General features: G+C 68.9%; 12 protein-coding genes and 5 pseudogenes. 7 read left to right on the top strand and 10 right to left on the bottom strand.

Annotated elements, in window-relative coordinates; all coding sequences use genetic code 11:
• Window positions 1-30: 30 nt before the first annotated feature.
• The 4 genes and pseudogenes from CP976_RS41950 (at window position 31) to CP976_RS41965 (ending at window position 4243) form a co-directional block, all read left to right on the top strand.
• Window positions 31-1151, top strand: a pseudogene (locus CP976_RS41950) (MFS transporter).
• Window positions 1152-1189: 38 nt separating this feature from the next.
• Window positions 1190-1543: pseudogene (locus CP976_RS41955) on the top strand (VanW family protein); the annotation flags it as partial.
• Window positions 1544-1572: 29 nt separating this feature from the next.
• Window positions 1573-1766 (top strand): annotated as a pseudogene (locus CP976_RS44180) (MOSC domain-containing protein); the annotation flags it as partial.
• 176 nt (window positions 1767-1942) lie between these two features.
• On the top strand, window positions 1943-4243 hold the full coding sequence (locus tag CP976_RS41965) for an FdhF/YdeP family oxidoreductase (RefSeq protein WP_150485057.1): 2301 nt from the start codon (window positions 1943-1945) through the stop codon (window positions 4241-4243).
• An 8-nt stretch (window positions 4244-4251) separates the two neighbouring features.
• Here CP976_RS41965 and CP976_RS41970 read toward each other — a convergent pair.
• Window positions 4252-4683 (bottom strand): annotated as a pseudogene (locus tag CP976_RS41970) (DUF475 domain-containing protein); the annotation flags it as partial.
• Window positions 4684-4965: 282 nt separating this feature from the next.
• Here CP976_RS41970 and CP976_RS41975 point away from each other — a divergent pair.
• On the top strand, window positions 4966-5499 hold the full coding sequence (locus CP976_RS41975) for a DUF7822 domain-containing protein (RefSeq protein WP_150485058.1): 534 nt from the start codon (window positions 4966-4968) through the stop codon (window positions 5497-5499).
• Window positions 5500-6576: 1077 nt separating this feature from the next.
• On the opposite strand, the gene CP976_RS41985 is transcribed toward CP976_RS41975, so the two are convergent.
• The 7 genes from CP976_RS41985 to CP976_RS42020 all read right to left on the bottom strand — a co-directional run bounded on the left by CP976_RS41985 (window position 6577) and on the right by CP976_RS42020 (window position 11603).
• Window positions 6577-7521, bottom strand: coding sequence for a hypothetical protein (locus tag CP976_RS41985; RefSeq protein WP_150485060.1), 945 nt, complete (start codon window positions 7519-7521; stop codon window positions 6577-6579).
• Entirely contained in the window at window positions 7518-7874 is a 357-nt protein-coding gene (locus CP976_RS41990; protein WP_150485061.1) for a PadR family transcriptional regulator, read from the bottom strand. The genes CP976_RS41985 and CP976_RS41990 overlap by 4 nt, the downstream gene beginning before the upstream one ends.
• A 346-nt stretch (window positions 7875-8220) precedes the next feature.
• Window positions 8221-9030, bottom strand: coding sequence for an AbiTii domain-containing protein (locus tag CP976_RS42000; protein ID WP_150485063.1), 810 nt, complete (start codon window positions 9028-9030; stop codon window positions 8221-8223).
• A gap of 131 nt (window positions 9031-9161) precedes the next feature.
• A complete protein-coding gene (locus CP976_RS42005) occupies window positions 9162-10031 on the bottom strand; it encodes an IS5 family transposase (protein WP_150485064.1) in 870 nt (289 codons plus the stop codon).
• 247 nt (window positions 10032-10278) lie between these two features.
• The gene (locus CP976_RS42010) at window positions 10279-10782 is read right to left on the bottom strand and encodes a GNAT family N-acetyltransferase (protein ID WP_150485065.1); all 504 of its coding nucleotides are present in this window, start codon (window positions 10780-10782) and stop codon (window positions 10279-10281) included.
• A 397-nt stretch (window positions 10783-11179) separates the two neighbouring features.
• Window positions 11180-11404, bottom strand: a complete 225-nt coding sequence (locus tag CP976_RS44555; RefSeq protein WP_341874650.1) for a sulfurtransferase TusA family protein — start codon at window positions 11402-11404, stop codon at window positions 11180-11182.
• Between the two features lie 52 nt (window positions 11405-11456).
• Window positions 11457-11603 (bottom strand): hypothetical protein, encoded by a 147-nt coding sequence (locus tag CP976_RS42020; protein WP_268250151.1) that lies wholly within the window; start codon window positions 11601-11603, stop codon window positions 11457-11459.
• 230 nt (window positions 11604-11833) lie between these two features.
• On the opposite strand from CP976_RS42020, the gene CP976_RS42025 reads away from it, so the two are divergent.
• A complete protein-coding gene (locus CP976_RS42025) occupies window positions 11834-12832 on the top strand; it encodes a YdcF family protein (protein WP_150485066.1) in 999 nt (332 codons plus the stop codon).
• 150 nt (window positions 12833-12982) lie between these two features.
• Here the strand turns inward: CP976_RS42025 and CP976_RS42030 are convergent, their stop codons facing one another.
• Window positions 12983-13891 (bottom strand): LysR family transcriptional regulator, encoded by a 909-nt coding sequence (locus tag CP976_RS42030; protein WP_150485067.1) that lies wholly within the window; start codon window positions 13889-13891, stop codon window positions 12983-12985.
• 72 nt (window positions 13892-13963) lie between these two features.
• Between CP976_RS42030 and CP976_RS44560 the strand changes: the two genes are divergently transcribed.
• The gene (locus CP976_RS44560) at window positions 13964-14746 is read left to right on the top strand and encodes a Rid family hydrolase (RefSeq protein ID WP_150485068.1); all 783 of its coding nucleotides are present in this window, start codon (window positions 13964-13966) and stop codon (window positions 14744-14746) included.
• 187 nt (window positions 14747-14933) lie between these two features.
• Here CP976_RS44560 and CP976_RS42040 read toward each other — a convergent pair.
• Window positions 14934-15173: pseudogene (locus CP976_RS42040) on the bottom strand (IS5/IS1182 family transposase); the annotation flags it as partial.
• Between the last annotated feature and the right edge of the window lie 30 nt (window positions 15174-15203).

Here is a 15203-nt window from a genome sequence, read left to right on the forward strand (position 1 = left end):
TGGCGTGGGCGCACGGCGAGGCTGCGCGTCATGACCCCAACCGCCGAACCCGCGCAGGGCAACCACCGTGCCACCTACCGGGAGGTGCTGGCCGAGCCACGATTCCGGCTGCTCTTCTCAACCCGCACCGTCGCGATCACTGCGGACGCGCTGCGGATCACCACGTTCTCGGTGCTGGTCTTCTCCGCCACCGGCTCCGCGCTGCTGAGCGCACTGGCCTTCGGCATTGGCTTCATCCCGCAGCTGTTCGGCTCGCTGCTGCTGGGCTCGCTGGCCGACCGACTGCCGCCCCGCGCGCTCATCACCGGCGGCTACACCTTGACGTGCGCCGCCGCCCTGCTGCTCGCCCTGGTGCGGATGCCGATCGTGGCAAGCCTTGGTGTCGTGGCGCTGGTCGCCCTCGCCACACCGGTGTTCCACGGCGCGTCGAGTCGGCTGGTCGCGCAGTCGCTGGAGGGCGACGCCTATGTACTGGGCCGTTCACTGAACAACATCGCTGCCTCCGGCGCGCAATTGTTCGGTCTGGCACTGGGAGGTGCGGCCGTCGCGGCACTCGGTCCGCGCCGGGCGCTCGCGGTCAGCGCCGCCCTCTACCTCGGCTGCGCGCTCGCCGTCCGCATCCGGCTACCCCGGCTGCAGCCGGGAGAGTTCGGCGACACACCCGGCAGCGCTCGGGGCGATGGCGGGACCGTCCGGACCAGCTTGCACGGTGCCGGCCTGCTGCTGCGCGGACAGATGATGCGACGACTGATGCTGCGCTGATGGGACTGCCGCTGGTCGGCTTCGCTGCCGAGCCCGGAGTGGGCGTCTCGTCCTGTCTGCTGCTGCTCTGCGGCTTCGGATTCGCCTACGGTCTCGGCCTGCAACGGCCGTTCCTGGACGCCCTACCGCCAGATGGCCAGGGCCAGGCCTTCGGACTGCTCGGCTCCGGCAGCATGACGCTGCAGGGCATCGGGCCGGCCTGCTTCGGCGCGGCGGCCGCAGGCATCGGAACAGGCGGTGCAATCGCCCTGGCAGGCGGCGCGGCGGCGCTTACCGCCGGCTGGATTCTCACCTGGCACCCACCTACCTCCCCGGTCCCCGTCCCGAACTGCTCAACGGGAGCAGAGAACGGCACCGAACAGCATGCGTGTAGCTCTCCTGCGCAGTAACCGTCGCAAGTCGGGTCGGCCGCGAACCGTCACACATCCCACCCCACCGGGAGGCGACGGTCGCCTGGGGCAGCCTCGATCTCAGGTTCGCCAACGACTCCGGCAACGCCATCTACGTCCAGGCCGAGTCCACCGACACCTCGGTGACCATCACCTTCCTCAGCACCAGGAATTACGACCGGATCACATCGGTCAAGGGGCCCCGCAGCAATGTGAAAGAGCCGGAGCAGAAGGTGAGCGCCGACAAGAAATGCGTGCCGCAGACCCCGCTCGAGGGCTTCGACGTCACCGTCGAGCGGGTCTTCCACAACGACGGCAAGGAAGTGAGGCGGGAGCCGTTCCGCACCCACTACACCCCACGTGACGAGATCACCTGCGAAACGCCCCGGTGATCCGAGAGTGGCCGGCCCGACCCCCGGCGGTGAAGCTGCTCTCCGTCAATGTCGGCAGGCCCCGCCCCACTCTTGGAAGGGTCTCAGCGCGACAGGCATCGACAAGTGGCCCGTCGACGGCCCGGTCGCCGTCATCGCCCCCGGCCCCAAGGGCACCGGCGCGGTCGGTCTCGTCGGAGACCGGGTCTACGACGTGAAGCACCACGGCGGCTCCGACCAGGCCGCCCGTCCACGGCAGCCGGCGACTTGGTCGACGTCAGGTGAGGGTGCCGGACCTGGCTGCGGTTTGCCCTGAAGACTGGCTGTTCTGACGGCCGGGAATTGCTCGGGGTGAGGCGACGGCTGCGGTCGACTTTGCTCTCGCATACGATAGTCCACATATAGGGCAAAGAGGCAGTCATGGCTGAGAAACCGATCAACCCGTCCGTATCGGATGTGACCTCGTCAGGGCCCGAGAAGGCCAGCGTCGGAATTCACGGCATCACCGAATCCGCGCGGTATTCCATGGCCGAAATGGGGCCGAAGCGGAGTCTGCAGACGCTGTTGAAGGTGAACCACGTCGACGGTTTCGACTGTCCGAGCTGTGCGTGGGGCGACCCCGATCCCGATCATCGGAAGATCGCGGAGTTCTGCGAGAACGGCGCGAAGGCCGTCGCCTGGGAGGCCACGCGCAAACGCGTCGACGCGGCGTTCTTCGCCGAGCACTCCGTCGCTGACCTGCGGGAGCGGGACGGTCACTGGCTGGAGTCGCAGGGCCGGCTGGCCCAGCCGATGCACCTCGCCCCCGGCGCGACGCACTACGCGCCCATCTCGTGGGAGGACGCGCTCGCGCTCACCGCCGATCGCCTGCTCGGCCTCGCCGATCCGAACCGTGCCGTCTTCTACACCAGCGGCCGGACGAGCAACGAGGCCGCCTTCCTCTACCAATTGCTGGCACGCAGGCTCGGCACGAACAATCTGCCCGACTGCTCGAACATGTGCCACGAGTCGAGCGGCGAGGCCCTGAGCGCGACCATTGGCGTCGGAAAAGGTCTCATCACGATCTCCGACATCACCGATTACGCGGACTTGATCATCATCGTGGGCCAGAACCCCGGCACCTGCCACCCCCGCATGCTCAGCGCGCTCGAACAGGCCAAGCGGCGCGGCGCCCGCATCATCGCAGCCAACCCGCTCCCCGAAGCCGGGTTCGGCCGCTATCACAACCCACAGACCGCGCGCGGCCTGGTCGGCCCGGGCACGCAGCTCGCCGACCGCTGGCTCCCGGTGCGCATCAACGGCGATCTGGCCCTTTTCGCGGGCCTGAACCGTACCCTGGTCGACCGGGAGGACTCCCAGCCGGGCTCCGTGCTCGACCACCACTTCATCGACCGGTACTGCGACGGCTTCGAAGCGGCCGCAACGGCATGGCGTGCCCTGGACTGGTCGCAGATCGAGACGATGGCCGGCCTGCCCCGCCGCCTGATCGAGGACTGCGCGGCCGACGTGCTCGCCGCGGACAGCGTCATCGTCTGCTGGGCGATGGGCCTCACCCAGCACCGCAACGCCGTGGCAACCATCCGCGAGATCGTCAACTTCCTCCTGTTGCGCGGCAATATCGGACGCCCCGGTGCCGGGCCCGCCCCGATCCGCGGGCACAGCAACGTCCAGGGCGACCGCAGCATGGGCATCTGGGAGAGGATGCCGCAACCGTTCCTGGACAGGCTCCGCGACGAGTTCGGGTTCGATCCGCCCCGTGCCCACGGCCTGGACACCGTCGGCTCGATCAAGGCCATGCGCGACGGTGAGGTCGACGTGTTCATGGGCCTCGGCGGCAACTTCGCCGCGGCCACGCCGGACACGCAGGTCACGGAGACCGCGCTGGCCAACTGCGCCCTCACCGTCCACGTCGCGACCAAGCTGAACCGGTCCCATCTGTGCCACGGCACCGAGGCGTTGCTTCTGCCCTGCCTCGGCCGCACCGAGCGCGACCGGCAGGCCTCCGGTGAGCAGTTCGTGACGGTCGAGGACACGATGGCCATGGTGCACTCGTCGCACGGACGACTCCTTCCGGGATCACCGCACCTGCGCAGCGAGGTCGCGATCGTCGCCGACCTCGGGCACGCTCTCTTCGGCGACGACCTCGGCTGGCGCGGCATGCGCGACGACTACGCCGTGATCCGCCGCCACATCGAGCACGTCTGCCCCGGATTCCACGCATACGAGGAGCGCGTCCGGCAGCCCGGCGGCTTCATGCTCCCCCGGGCACCGCGCGACTCCCGCACCTTTCCCACGTCGACCGGCAAGGCGCAGTTCACGGTCAACCCACCGACCGCGCCCGAAGTTCCGCCGGGACACCTGCTGCTGACGACGGTACGGTCGCACGACCAGTTCAACACCACCGTCTACGGCCTCGACGACCGTTACCGCGGCATCAAGGGAGGACGGCGGGTCGTCTTCCTCAACCGGAAGGACCTCCGCGACCTCCATCTCCACGACGGCGACCTGGTCGATCTGATCAGCGTCAACCCGGACGGTGAACGCCGCGCCCCCGGCTTCCGCGCCGTCCGCTATCCGACGCCGCGCGGCTGCGCCGCCGCCTACTACCCGGAGACGAACGTGCTGGTCGCCCTGGACTCCACGGCCGAGACCAGTAACACGCCGGTGACCAAATCCATCGTGATCCGCATCGAACCCTCCGACGGGGGAGCTTCGGTGTGACGGTCAGGTCAGAGGCGGGACTCACCCTGCTGTGAGGCCGGGTCCTCGGTCCCGGCGGCCGCGAGCGCCTTGTTGCGGCGGACCGATGAGAGGAACGAGGCCGCGATCAGGAACACCCCGACCAGGCCGGTGATGATCTCGCTGATCTGGTGCTGGATGGTGATCAGCAGGATCGCGGCCAACGCGCCGATCGCGTAGTGGGCGCCGTGCTCCAGGTAGACGTAGTCGTCGAGGGTGCCCTGACGGACCAGGTAGACCGTGAGCGAGCGGACGTACATGGCGCCGATGCCGAGGCCGAGGGCCATCCAGAAGATGTGATTGGTGATGGCGAAGGCACCGATCACGCCGTCGAAGGAGAAGGACGCGTCGAGGACCTCCAGGTAGAGGAAGAGGAAGAACGCCTCCTTGCCGGCGAGGGCGACCGCCGGGACCTGCCTGCCCTCTGCTTGACCGCTCGCTACAGCCGGTCACAACGTATAGCCCAGGCTCACGAACTCCCGCAGCTTCGGCGTGCGCACCGTCATCCGCCAGATCAGCCGGTTGCGGCCGGCGCGAGGGTCCACCCGGATGCAGCAGAGCAGCTTGGACTACTCCTATTACCTGTTGAACTACGCCCGGACCCGGGGCGGACCCGGGCCGCGATCCTCCCGCGCGCTCTGACCGGCGTTGGAGGATTCCGAGGGCGCCGGCGTTGTCGGCCCCCGGTGCTAGCGTCGCCATCCATGGCGAACCGTTCATACCTCTACTCTGCGGACTCGATGCCGAACGAGGCGGAGATCCCCAAGCGGATCCGATGCATATCCGAGCACAACTGGGATATCCCGCTGGCGCACAAGCTCATGGTGGGGCGCGGAACGACGGTCGTTCCGTCCATGATCTGGAACCCTCCGATCGGCATCGCCGCGGACTATGCCGACGGGGCGGCCCTGCTGCGCGGCCTCTTGCGCGCGGTCGGCAAGGGCCTGGAGGACGACGCCGAGTTCGCCGAATGCGTTGCCACGACCACGGCCCACCTCGACAAGCAGCAGGCGAAGTACTTCGTCCTGGAGACCGGGGAGATCGTCTCGATGACGGGCGAGGATCCGGCAGCGAGCGTGCTGCGTCTGGCGTCCGAGGATATCCCCGACGCCGTCGCCCAGGCCGAGGCGGCGATCGCCGGCCAGAACGACGACTGGCTGGCCTCGGTCCGAGCCGACTGGCAGAGGCACTTCGGGTCCTTCTACAGCGAGGCGCTCTACTTCTCCTTCCCCAACTGACGGGGCCCGCGGCGGGGTGCCGGGCCTTCCCGCCCGATCCGGATGTGGTGGGGCATCTCCCGGTGCTGCCTTTCGTCGCGGTCGGCGTAGGCATCCTCGGCGCCGCTGGGGCCGTTGGGCTGAATGCCACTCTTGCCCAGGGAAGGGGCCCTTCTCGGGTGGAGCGGGCAGTGCGAGTGATCCAGGAGGTTCGCTGGTACCCGGGGAAGTACCGCGCGGTCGCTGACGCGTTGCCGGGCGGACGGCGAGCGCACCGTCCGCCCTGTGAGGCGATGGCAGCAACAGAGCCCCGCCGCGGCCTTGCCATCTCATCCCGCCTGAACCAGTAGCGGCGCCACGCCGGTCGACAGCGTGGGGGAGGACCGGTTGCACTAGGTACTCGAGGCGGCCGAGCGGGTTTTCGCGTCCCTGACCGGCTACACGGGCTTCGACCGCGACCTGTCGGAGGAAATCCTCGCGGTCGTCCTCAAGTCCGTCAGTACCGAGCAGCGGGAGGGTTGCGTACGGCAGCTGGAGGCCTTCGCCGAAGCCAACCGTGAAAGCCTCGGGCAGCTGTACGAGAAGTACGGGCCGGGCGGAACGTTCGCGGACGAGCGCCGCTGCTATCTGACCCACCAGCCCGCGAGTGTCGTGGTCTGCGAGCGTCTGGATACCGTCCCGATGAGGATCTCGTCAGCGGGGATCTGAAGCAGGTGCTCCAGGCTGCGGTTGCGCGAGGCGACGACAGCCCGGTAGACCTCGGAGCGGGAGAAGTACTCATCGGCGGCGGGGGAGTCGAGCCACGACTGCAGGACGGACGCGCGGTCTCTACCCCGACAACCGCGCAGTCCGCCCCACTGGCCGCATGATCTTCTGCCAGCTGTCCAGCCTGACTCTCGCCCCAGCAGCGTGACCGACGCACCTGTGAGCCTCATCAACCGAGGAGTTCAAGCACACCTGCTTGAACTCCTCGGCATCGACGAGACACGACCCCGCTGGCTGGGGACCTAACTCCCTATGTGCGGAGTCTCCGGCTAGCAGGAGGCCCGGCAGAAGCGCCGGGCCGATCCGGGGTGCGGCCCGGGGTCCCGGAGCCAGCTATGCCGCGCTCGGCGGGGTTGACTGGACGTGGCGCCGGCGCGCGCGGAGGAAGGGCACCGTGCTGCTGAGCAGGACCAGGAGCAGGACAACCACGCCCGCGGGGTTGAGCTGGACCGTCACCTGCAGCGTGGTGGGCAGCACGGCCACCGCCACGCCCGCGACGGTCAACCGGTCACGCGTCCCGAAGAGCAGGGCGATCGCGAGGACCCCGGCCCACAGGACCCCGGCCCACAGCGGGCCGATGTCGCTGAGAACGCCCAGCGTAAAGGGGTAGTACATCTCGACGAGCTGCACGCCCGACACCAGGACGGCCGCCAGGGCGGTGGTTCCCATGATCATGCGGCGTTGTGACAGGGAGGGGCCGAGCAGATCCCTGGGTGCGGCGAGGACGACGGCGCCGGTGAGCAGCGGCACGGCCAGTCGGATCACTGCGATCGAGGGGGTGCCGTGGAAGCCGGAGGAGGCGAACGCGGCCAGCAGGACGTCGGCCAGGCACAGCACCATCGCCGGCACGACCAGTGCACGGGCCACGGTCCAGCGCCCGGTCCAGACAGCCGCGAGCGCCGCCAGCCAGAGCAGCGGTGTGAGGCCCGTGTTGGCCAGGCTCAGCACATTAGGGGGCGAGGACGCCGGCAAGGTCCGGACGGCGGGGGCGAAGAGCCACAACAGGCCCGCCACGAAGCTACCCGCCGCCACGGCGACAGCCAGCGGGGCTGCCTGCGCAAGGACCTGACCCGCCATCCGGTCGGAGCCCAGGCCGGTGCGCCGCCGCAGGCCATGGCCGGCGACATCGAGCGCCTCGCGCAGCCGACCGAGCGGGCCGGCATCCTGCGTCGCCTCGGCATAGATCGCGGTCAACTCGGCTTCGTGCTCAGCGCGGTAGGCGGCCGGATGGAGGCGCAGCGCCCAGCGGAACGCGAGTGAGCTGTGCTGCTGCGTCATGCCAGGGCCCCCTTCGGACGGATGGCGTGGGCGCGACGGGCGGCCAGTCGACGCTCCGCCTCGGCGACGACAGCACGCAACCGCTCCGTCTCGGCGGCGAGCACGTCTTGGCCGGCCTCGGCGAGGGCGTAGACCTTGCGCGCCCGACCGTCCACGACCTCCTCGCGCTCGACCCGGATCAGGCCCTGCTGGACCAGCCGGTCCAGCGCGCCGTAGAGAGTACCGGTGCGCATCCGCACACGGCCCTGGGAGATCGCGTCGATCTCCTGAATCAGTCCATAGCCGTGCCTGGGCTCGTCGGCCAGGGCAGTGAGCAGGAGCAGCGTCGGCTCCTGAAGCGGTCGCTCATTCATGCCGCCTATATATATCAGCGACCGGCATATGTTGTCGATCGATTCATCCCCCGTTACGCGACCACGCTGCTGCGGGCCCTGCTGATGCTGACCAACACCGAAGTCGCACGCTGACGGGCCCGGCAGGCGATCTTGGGCGCGGACAATCGCCCCGACCAGTACGAGCACACGATCGCTCACTCACACCAGCCCCAACGACCTGCGGGTTCGAAGTTGGTGGATCTTCGCTGGGGTGTGACCATCCCCGCGGGCGCGGGGAGCAGAGCGTGTCCCCGACGTCCGATGTGATCAGGCTGGGACCATTCCCGCGGGCGCGGGGAGCAGCCGATCGCGGACGGCCGCAGGGCTACTTGATGAGCGGCCACAGAGCGGCGCCGGTGCCGATCACGGTCGCCAGTCCCACGGCGACGGCGCCGATGCGGCGGCCTGTCGTGCCGAACAGTCCCGGCTCCTCGTCGGCGGCCGGCGCGACGCTGGCGCTGCTTTCCCCGGAGGCCTGGGCGTTGGTCACCACCACGCGGGAGCGGTTGCCGTGGACGGCAACGTTCATCGCCTGGCCGATCTGCTCGGGAGTGGGCAGGGGGTCGTCGTCCGAGGGCATGGCGACGCGCAGCTCACCCACGAGGTCGGCCAGCGCCGTTCGGACCTGGTCGAGAACACCCATCAGGGCAGGTGCCGCCACGGCCCAGTACAGCTCGGTGATGTGCTGACGGGGATTGCCTATCTCGTGATTCATGAGGCGCACCAGATCAGCGGCCTGCCCCGGCTGAAGCTTCAGCACGTCGCCCGACTCACTGACTCGACGCGCGGCCGCCTCGAGCTCGCCGATCCCCATACGCAGGGGGAGTTCGTTGCTGATCGCGTCACGGGCGATGTCAGGCAGCTGCCGGGGGCTGACCTGCTGGCCCGTCACAAAACCGTTCATCACCGCCGCGTCAACCTTCAAAGGCGCCACGACAACGCGGTACGACGGGATGTCCGCCAGGTCCACGCCGTCGTAGCCGCGCAGTTCGCGCTGGGCCCAGTCGCACAGCGCTGCGGAGTTGGCATGGCCTCCGAGCATCACGCACTTGCGCAGGGCTCCGGCCAATGGCTTACCGTCGTCGAGCACATCCTGCTCGATCTGGGCAAGCAGGGTGCGCTCACGTCGATTCATGCACTCCATTGTGCGAGCCCCCACTGACAACACGGCCTCACTCTGTGAGGTCACAGGGCTCTGTGCCGCAGGTAGCGCGCCTTACCGGGAGACGTGCACGTCGGTCTAAGAGGTCGTTTTCCCCCAACGTTTCATCCGGCAATGCGGATTTGATCCGGCGATGTCGGGTCACGCCATGAGACGGTGGCTTCGCCTGTGAGGCGGCGGGCCATGAGGTCGGTCATCGCCAGGTGGATCATGGCTTCGGATCGGGCGGGCAGGGTTTCGTAGTCGCGAGCCAGGCGGCGGTGGAGCATGAGCCAGCCGTAGGTCCGCTCGACCGCCCACCGTTTCGGTACGGGGGTGAATCCCCTGGTCCCGGGGGTGCGGGCGGTGACCTCCAGGTCGATGCCGAGGATGGCGGCATGTTCGACGAAGTGCTTGCGGTAGCCGCCGTCGACCCAGACCTTGCGGATGCCGGGGTGGTCGGCGGCGACCTGGTCGAGCAGTTGGGTGCCGGCCACGGAGTCCTGGACGCTGGCCGCGGTGACCAGCACCGCGAGCAGGAGACCGATCGTGTCGGTCACGATGCTCCGCTTCCGGCCGACGATCTTCTTGCCCGCGTCCGCGCCCTGACTCGAGGCGGGGACGCTGGTGGAGGTCTTGACGCTCCGTGCGTCGATCACGCAGGCCGACGGGCTCGCGTTCCGGCCCTCCTGCTGCCGCACCAACTCCCTCAGCAGGCCGTTGAGCTGGGCGAACACCCCGTCCTTCTGCCACTTGGCGAAGTAGCCGTAGACCGTCTCCCAGGGCGGGAAGTCGTGCGACAGGTAGCGCCACTGCACCCCGGTGCGGTCCACGTACAAGATCGCGTCCATGATCTCGCGAAGGTCATGGACGGGTGGCCGCCCGAAGTCCAGGGCCCGGCCGCGGCGCTCGAAGCACCAGGCCGCCAGGACCGGCTGGTGCAACTCCCAGCGTGCATCGGACAGATCACTCGGATACGGACGTCGCTCACTCATAACGTCGGCGTACTGCCCGGACGCGAGTGCGCCCAGGCGTGCGTCTTCGACCGTGGAAGCACGACCATGGAACGGGGCGTATTGGAATGAGACATGCGTAAGCCCCAACACGCGCCGGGCGTCACCCCACCCGGCCATCCAGGATCGACGAAATCAGCAGCCGCGCGAGCACCACAGCCCGATATCAGGCAAACCAGAAGGTATCAGCGCCTTGCAGGTGAAAACGACCCCTTAGGGTAAAAGCTACTTACGCGTCGGGGTGCTCCGGCAGGGCGAGCCAGTCCGACCAGGAGATCTCGCGGCCGAGGAAGCGCGGCTGCTCGAACGGCCAGTCGGCGGAGATCCACCGCGGCACCAGCTCGTCGAGGGCCTGCTCGACCTTGGTGCCCACCAGCTCGTCCACCACCCACCAGGAGATCTCGCCGTCCGCGCCGGCCCTCTCCGGTGGGTCGATGTAGACGCAGCCGAGCAGAGCTGTCTCCGCCGCGTCGAACAGCGCGTAGTTGAAAGACTGGTGTGCGGCGATCTCCTTCTCGTGCCGCAACAGGTCGGCCTGGTCGGCCTCGTATGTCATGGTGGCCGCGGGCCAGCCCCAGGCTGGGCCGAAGATGGTCCACAGCCGCTGGCGCGAACCCATCACAGCCGGATAGTCGAGCGGGGTGTCCGCCTCCCGGATCGGCCGCAGGTGATGACCACCGCCCGGCAGCGGTACCAGGACGGGATGGACGAAGTCATCGGGGAGCCAGCTCATAGCGCCCGACCGTAGCAGCGCGCGGCCGACCGCTCCCCTGGATACTCTCCGCATACCGCCAGGCCCTGCTCTCATGCCGGCCAGTGCCCGCGATCACCCGATCGAGACCTTCGTTCGATCGACAGACTCCATGATCGGTACGGCAACGGCTTCTAAGGAATCACCGTGAACGCCCCTTCCTGGCCTCTGCGAGCGGGGCCAGCCTTCTTGCAGGCGGGTCGCGATGGGACACCGCCCGCTCGGCGCCGACGGCGTGCACCGAGCTGCGGCGCTGACCCGAACGCAGTTGGCAGCACGGGCCGCATGTGGGGCCCGCCCGAACGCAGGAGCCGTGCTGCGACGAGGAAGCGCAGGCCCGACAGGCCGACGGCCAAGTCCTCATCCTCGATCCGACTGATCAGCGCGCTCGGGTCGTCCATCTGTTCTGGTCGGTGAGGGCAGATGAGCGACCATGACGTCCGATCCTGCCATCGGCGGCAAACCGGAGGCCGTAAACCGGCCGGCACCAGGCAGGCAGGTCCAGCGGGGCGGCCGGGTCGGTGGCGATGACGTGGACGACGGTGCCGGGCTGTGCGTCGGCGATCTCGTTGCGCAGGCGCAGCAGGAGGGTGACGCAGAGCAGGCCGCGCCGTCGAAGGTGATGCCGGGCGCGTGGAGTTCGGGATCGGAGGGGTTCATCGGCGGTAGGCGGTGGAGGCGATAGCGGGCAGGAGGGCGAGGGAGAGGACGCCGCCGTTGAGGGCGAGGGCGCGGTAGCTGGTGGCGGCGACCATGATGCCGGAGGCCATGCCGCCGGTAGCGCCGGCGACGGCGATGGACACTTCGACCAGGCCTTGCGTTTTGGCGGGGGAACCACCGGCACGGCATGCGGGTCCCGCCGAACGCATCACCGCCCGCCCGAGTTCGGCGCACCACAGGGGGTCTGGGAGGATGGCCGGCGGCCGTCCGTAGCGGGTCCCCGTATTGCACGGGTTCGGGAACCCGCGGGCGGCGAGAGGCGGGCGGGTACGGGCAGCGGCTCGGCGGGCGGGAGAGCGGAGCGGTGTGGCACATGCCGGAGTACCCGGAGTACCTCGCCGCGGTCGTGTTCGCCGCGGGCGGCGTCGTCAACGCCCTGCTGGCACCGCACCGGTTCTCCACCGCCGTCCTGTTCTGCCTCGCGATGACCTCTGCCGGACTCGGCGTGGCCGGTCGCAGTGCAGCAGCCCACCCGACCATCGCCACCGTCCTCGCCGTCGCCGCCCTGCTCCTGGCGCTCGCGCTGGGCCTGCTGCTGCTGGCCGACGGCGTCCTCCTGGTCCGGCGCTACGGACCGCAGCCAGCCCTGCTGGCGACCGGGGCCGCCGGCAGCGCGGTGCTGGCGGTGCTCGGCCTCGACGCGGTCTTCCACGCGGTCGGCGGCGAGGCGTTCGGTGCCCTCCTGGTCGCGGTGAACGCGGCCACGGGATACCTCACTCTGCTCTTCCTGGTCTTCGCCGGCTACGTGTTCGTCCGGGGCCGTAGCACCCCCCTGCCGGAAACCACCCATGTCGTCGTCCTGGGCGCCGGGCTCAACGGCGACCGGCCCGGCCCGCTGCTGACCGGCAGGCTGGAGCGCGCCCTCGCGATCGACGCCGCCCGCGCACCGGACACGCCTCGTGTGGTGTTCGTCGTCTCGGGCGGCCAAGGCAACGACGAGGTCCGCTCCGAGGCGGACGCGATGGCCGACTATCTGCGCGGACGCGGAGTGCCCGCCGACCGGATCGTGCGGGAAGACCGCTCCGTCAACACCGGGCAGAACCTCCGCTTCAGCGCGGCCCTCGTGGACGGCACCACTCCCGACCACCGTGCCACGGTGGTCACCAGCGGCTTCCACGTCTACCGCACGACCCTGCTGGCCCGCCGCGTCGGCGTGCCCGTGCACGTCGTGGGCGCGCCGACCTCCCCCGCCTACTGGCTGGCCGCGACACTGCGCGAATTCGCCGCCATCCTGTGGCTGGACCGCCTCCCCCTGGTCGGACTCAGCCTGCTGTTGGCAGTGCCGGTGGCGACGGCGGTCTTCGAGCACTGAAGCGCCGGACGCAGACCTCGTAAGAGGTCCTAGCAAAGGCGCCGTACATGGCGCGGTTGAGGAGGGGAGAGGGCTGGCCAGGCTGCCCGACCGGTGCGGCGAGAGTGCGTGCCGGGCGTCGCGGGGCAGGCGGGACTTTGCGGACACGCCCTAGGTCCTGTCCGGCGAATCTTGGCTGATGGTCGCCAGCAGATGTGTAACCAGGGGATTATGGTCGTTCTCGCGCCAGGCGACGGCCACTCGTGTACGGGCGGTGTGGGGTTCGATCCTGCGGAAGGCGACGCCTTTGAGGCGGATGCGTCGGATGCTCGCCGGGGCCAGGGAGACGCCCAGGCCCGTTTCAACAAGGGCGCACACGGTTTGCCACTCCACCGCGTGCTGGACCACCTGCGGTGTGAACCCTGCTGCTGTGCACAGGCCGATGATCTGGTCGTGCAGTGGCGGGCCGACCATGCGGGGAAGCAGCACGAAGGGCGAGTCCGCCAACTGTGAAAGCTGTACGGCCCGTTGACCTGCTAAATGATGGGTGGACGGCAGCACGGCCACGAAAGGCTCGCTGAGTACCGTCCTGAAGACGAGCTCTGTCTCGTCGGTGGGGGGTTCGCGTAGTAGACCGATGTCGATAGTCTGGTCATGCAGGGCAGCGATCTGCGGAGCGGTCGTCATCTCGTGGATGTCCAGGTGCACTCCAGGAAACTGATGACGGAAGGTGCGCAGCAGGCCGGGCAGGATCGTCAGGGCGAGGGAGGCGGCGAAGCCGATCCGTAGGCGGCCGGCCCGGCCACTGCCGACGGCCCGGGCTGCGGCCAGGCCGTCCGAGAGGTCGGTGAGTGCCCGCCGGGCGGCGGGCAGCAGTTCGCTGCCGGCTGGGGTGAGGGTGACCCGCCCTGGGGCGCGGGTGAACAACGCGTGGCCGACCTTGTCCTCCAGGCGGCGGATCTGCTGGCTCAGCGGTGGCTGGGCGATGCCCAGGCGGGCGGCCGCGTGGCCGAAGTGGAGTTCCTCGGCGAGCACGACGAAGGCGTGCAACTGCGGTAGGGGGAGTTCGGGGCGCTCCATACGCCTAGAGATATCAGACCGTACATGCGACCGTATTAGACGTATCAGTGCTGGTCATTTAGCGTTCGGCGCATGACAGAGCGACGCGCGATCCTCAGCGGCTCGACCTTTGAGGGGCAGATCGGCTATGCCCGTGCTGTGGTCGACGGCGACTGGGTGCATGTGTCCGGGACGACCGGGTTCGACTACGCCACCATGACGATCTCCGACGACGTGGTGGAGCAGGCCGAGCAGTGCCTGCGCAATATCGAGGCCGCCCTTGCCGAAGCGGAGTGCACCTTCGCCGACGTGGTGCGTGTGCGCTACCTACTGCCCGACCGCGAGGACTTCGAACCCTGCTGGCCGGTCCTGCGCCGCGCCTTCGGCAACGTGCAGCCGGCCGCCACGATGCTCATGTGCGGTCTCGCCGACCCGCGGATGAAGATCGAAATAGAGGTGTCCGCGCGGCGGCGCTTCCCGCCTCACGGTGGCGCCATGAGCAATCACTCGGAAGCGCCTGTTGCGCCCGTCGAAGCGTATGAACCCCCGTACTACGTGGCTGTCTTCACTACGGTGCGAACCCAGGACCAGAGCGGCTACAGCGAGACCGACGCCCGCCTGGAGGACCTGGTGAAGGACGTCCCCGGGTACCTGGGGATGGACCACGCGCAGACTCCCGGCGGGCTTGGCATCACCGTCAGCTACTTCCGCGACGCCGACGCCCTCACCCAGTGGCGGACCAACGCCGAGCACCGCGCGGCGCAACAGCGCGGGCGAGCCGAGTGGTACCAGAGCTACACACTGCATGTGGCGAAAGTGGAACGCAGCAACGGGTTCACGCGAGCGCAGGACCCGCAGAGCCCGACAGCAGGCTGACCAACCGAGACCACCTCAGCGACCGTCCCCGGCACAGCTCCCATCGAACGGGTCGGCGTTTCCCTCCCGAGCCTGAGGGAATCCCCGGGCTGTGCCAGCGTCTTTAACGCCGCGGACGAGTACACCTCCGCCAACCGTCCCGTCACGCGGCAAGACACGGCGAATTCGACAGCTGCCTTGCTGCGTCCTACGGGTGGAGCCAGAGCCGGATCGCGGCGATGGTGACCGTGCCATGGAATACATAGGCCCGCTTATCGTAGCGGGTTGCCACGGCTCGAAAGCTCTTGAGCCGGTTGATCGTGCGCTCCACTTCATTAAGGCGGCGGTAGATCGCTCGGTCGAAGCCGGTCGGCCGACCGCCCTTACCGCCACGGCGTCGGCGGTTGGCGCGCTGGTCCCGCGGCTCCGGGATGGTGTGCTTGATTTTATCCGAAAGATCACCCGCCCCACGAAGTTC

Origin of the sequence: Streptomyces coeruleorubidus, assembly GCF_008705135.1 — a bacterium.
GTDB classification, from domain to species: Bacteria; Actinomycetota; Actinomycetes; order Streptomycetales; family Streptomycetaceae; genus Streptomyces; species Streptomyces coeruleofuscus.

Coding starts and splice junctions, on each gene's coding strand:
- CP976_RS41985 (WP_150485060.1), bottom strand. CDS start 7,521: ATGACGCAGCAGCACAGCTCACTCGCGTTCCGCTGGGCGCTGCGCCTC.
- CP976_RS41965 (WP_150485057.1), top strand. CDS start 1,943: ATGGCTGAGAAACCGATCAACCCGTCCGTATCGGATGTGACCTCGTCA.
- CP976_RS42005 (WP_150485064.1), bottom strand. CDS start 10,031: ATGAGTGAGCGACGTCCGTATCCGAGTGATCTGTCCGATGCACGCTGG.
- CP976_RS42010 (WP_150485065.1), bottom strand. CDS start 10,782: ATGAGCTGGCTCCCCGATGACTTCGTCCATCCCGTCCTGGTACCGCTG.
- CP976_RS42025 (WP_150485066.1), top strand. CDS start 11,834: ATGCCGGAGTACCCGGAGTACCTCGCCGCGGTCGTGTTCGCCGCGGGC.
- CP976_RS41990 (WP_150485061.1), bottom strand. CDS start 7,874: ATGAATGAGCGACCGCTTCAGGAGCCGACGCTGCTCCTGCTCACTGCC.
- CP976_RS41975 (WP_150485058.1), top strand. CDS start 4,966: ATGGCGAACCGTTCATACCTCTACTCTGCGGACTCGATGCCGAACGAG.
- CP976_RS44560 (WP_150485068.1), top strand. CDS start 13,964: ATGACAGAGCGACGCGCGATCCTCAGCGGCTCGACCTTTGAGGGGCAG.
- CP976_RS42000 (WP_150485063.1), bottom strand. CDS start 9,030: ATGAATCGACGTGAGCGCACCCTGCTTGCCCAGATCGAGCAGGATGTG.
- CP976_RS42030 (WP_150485067.1), bottom strand. CDS start 13,891: ATGGAGCGCCCCGAACTCCCCCTACCGCAGTTGCACGCCTTCGTCGTG.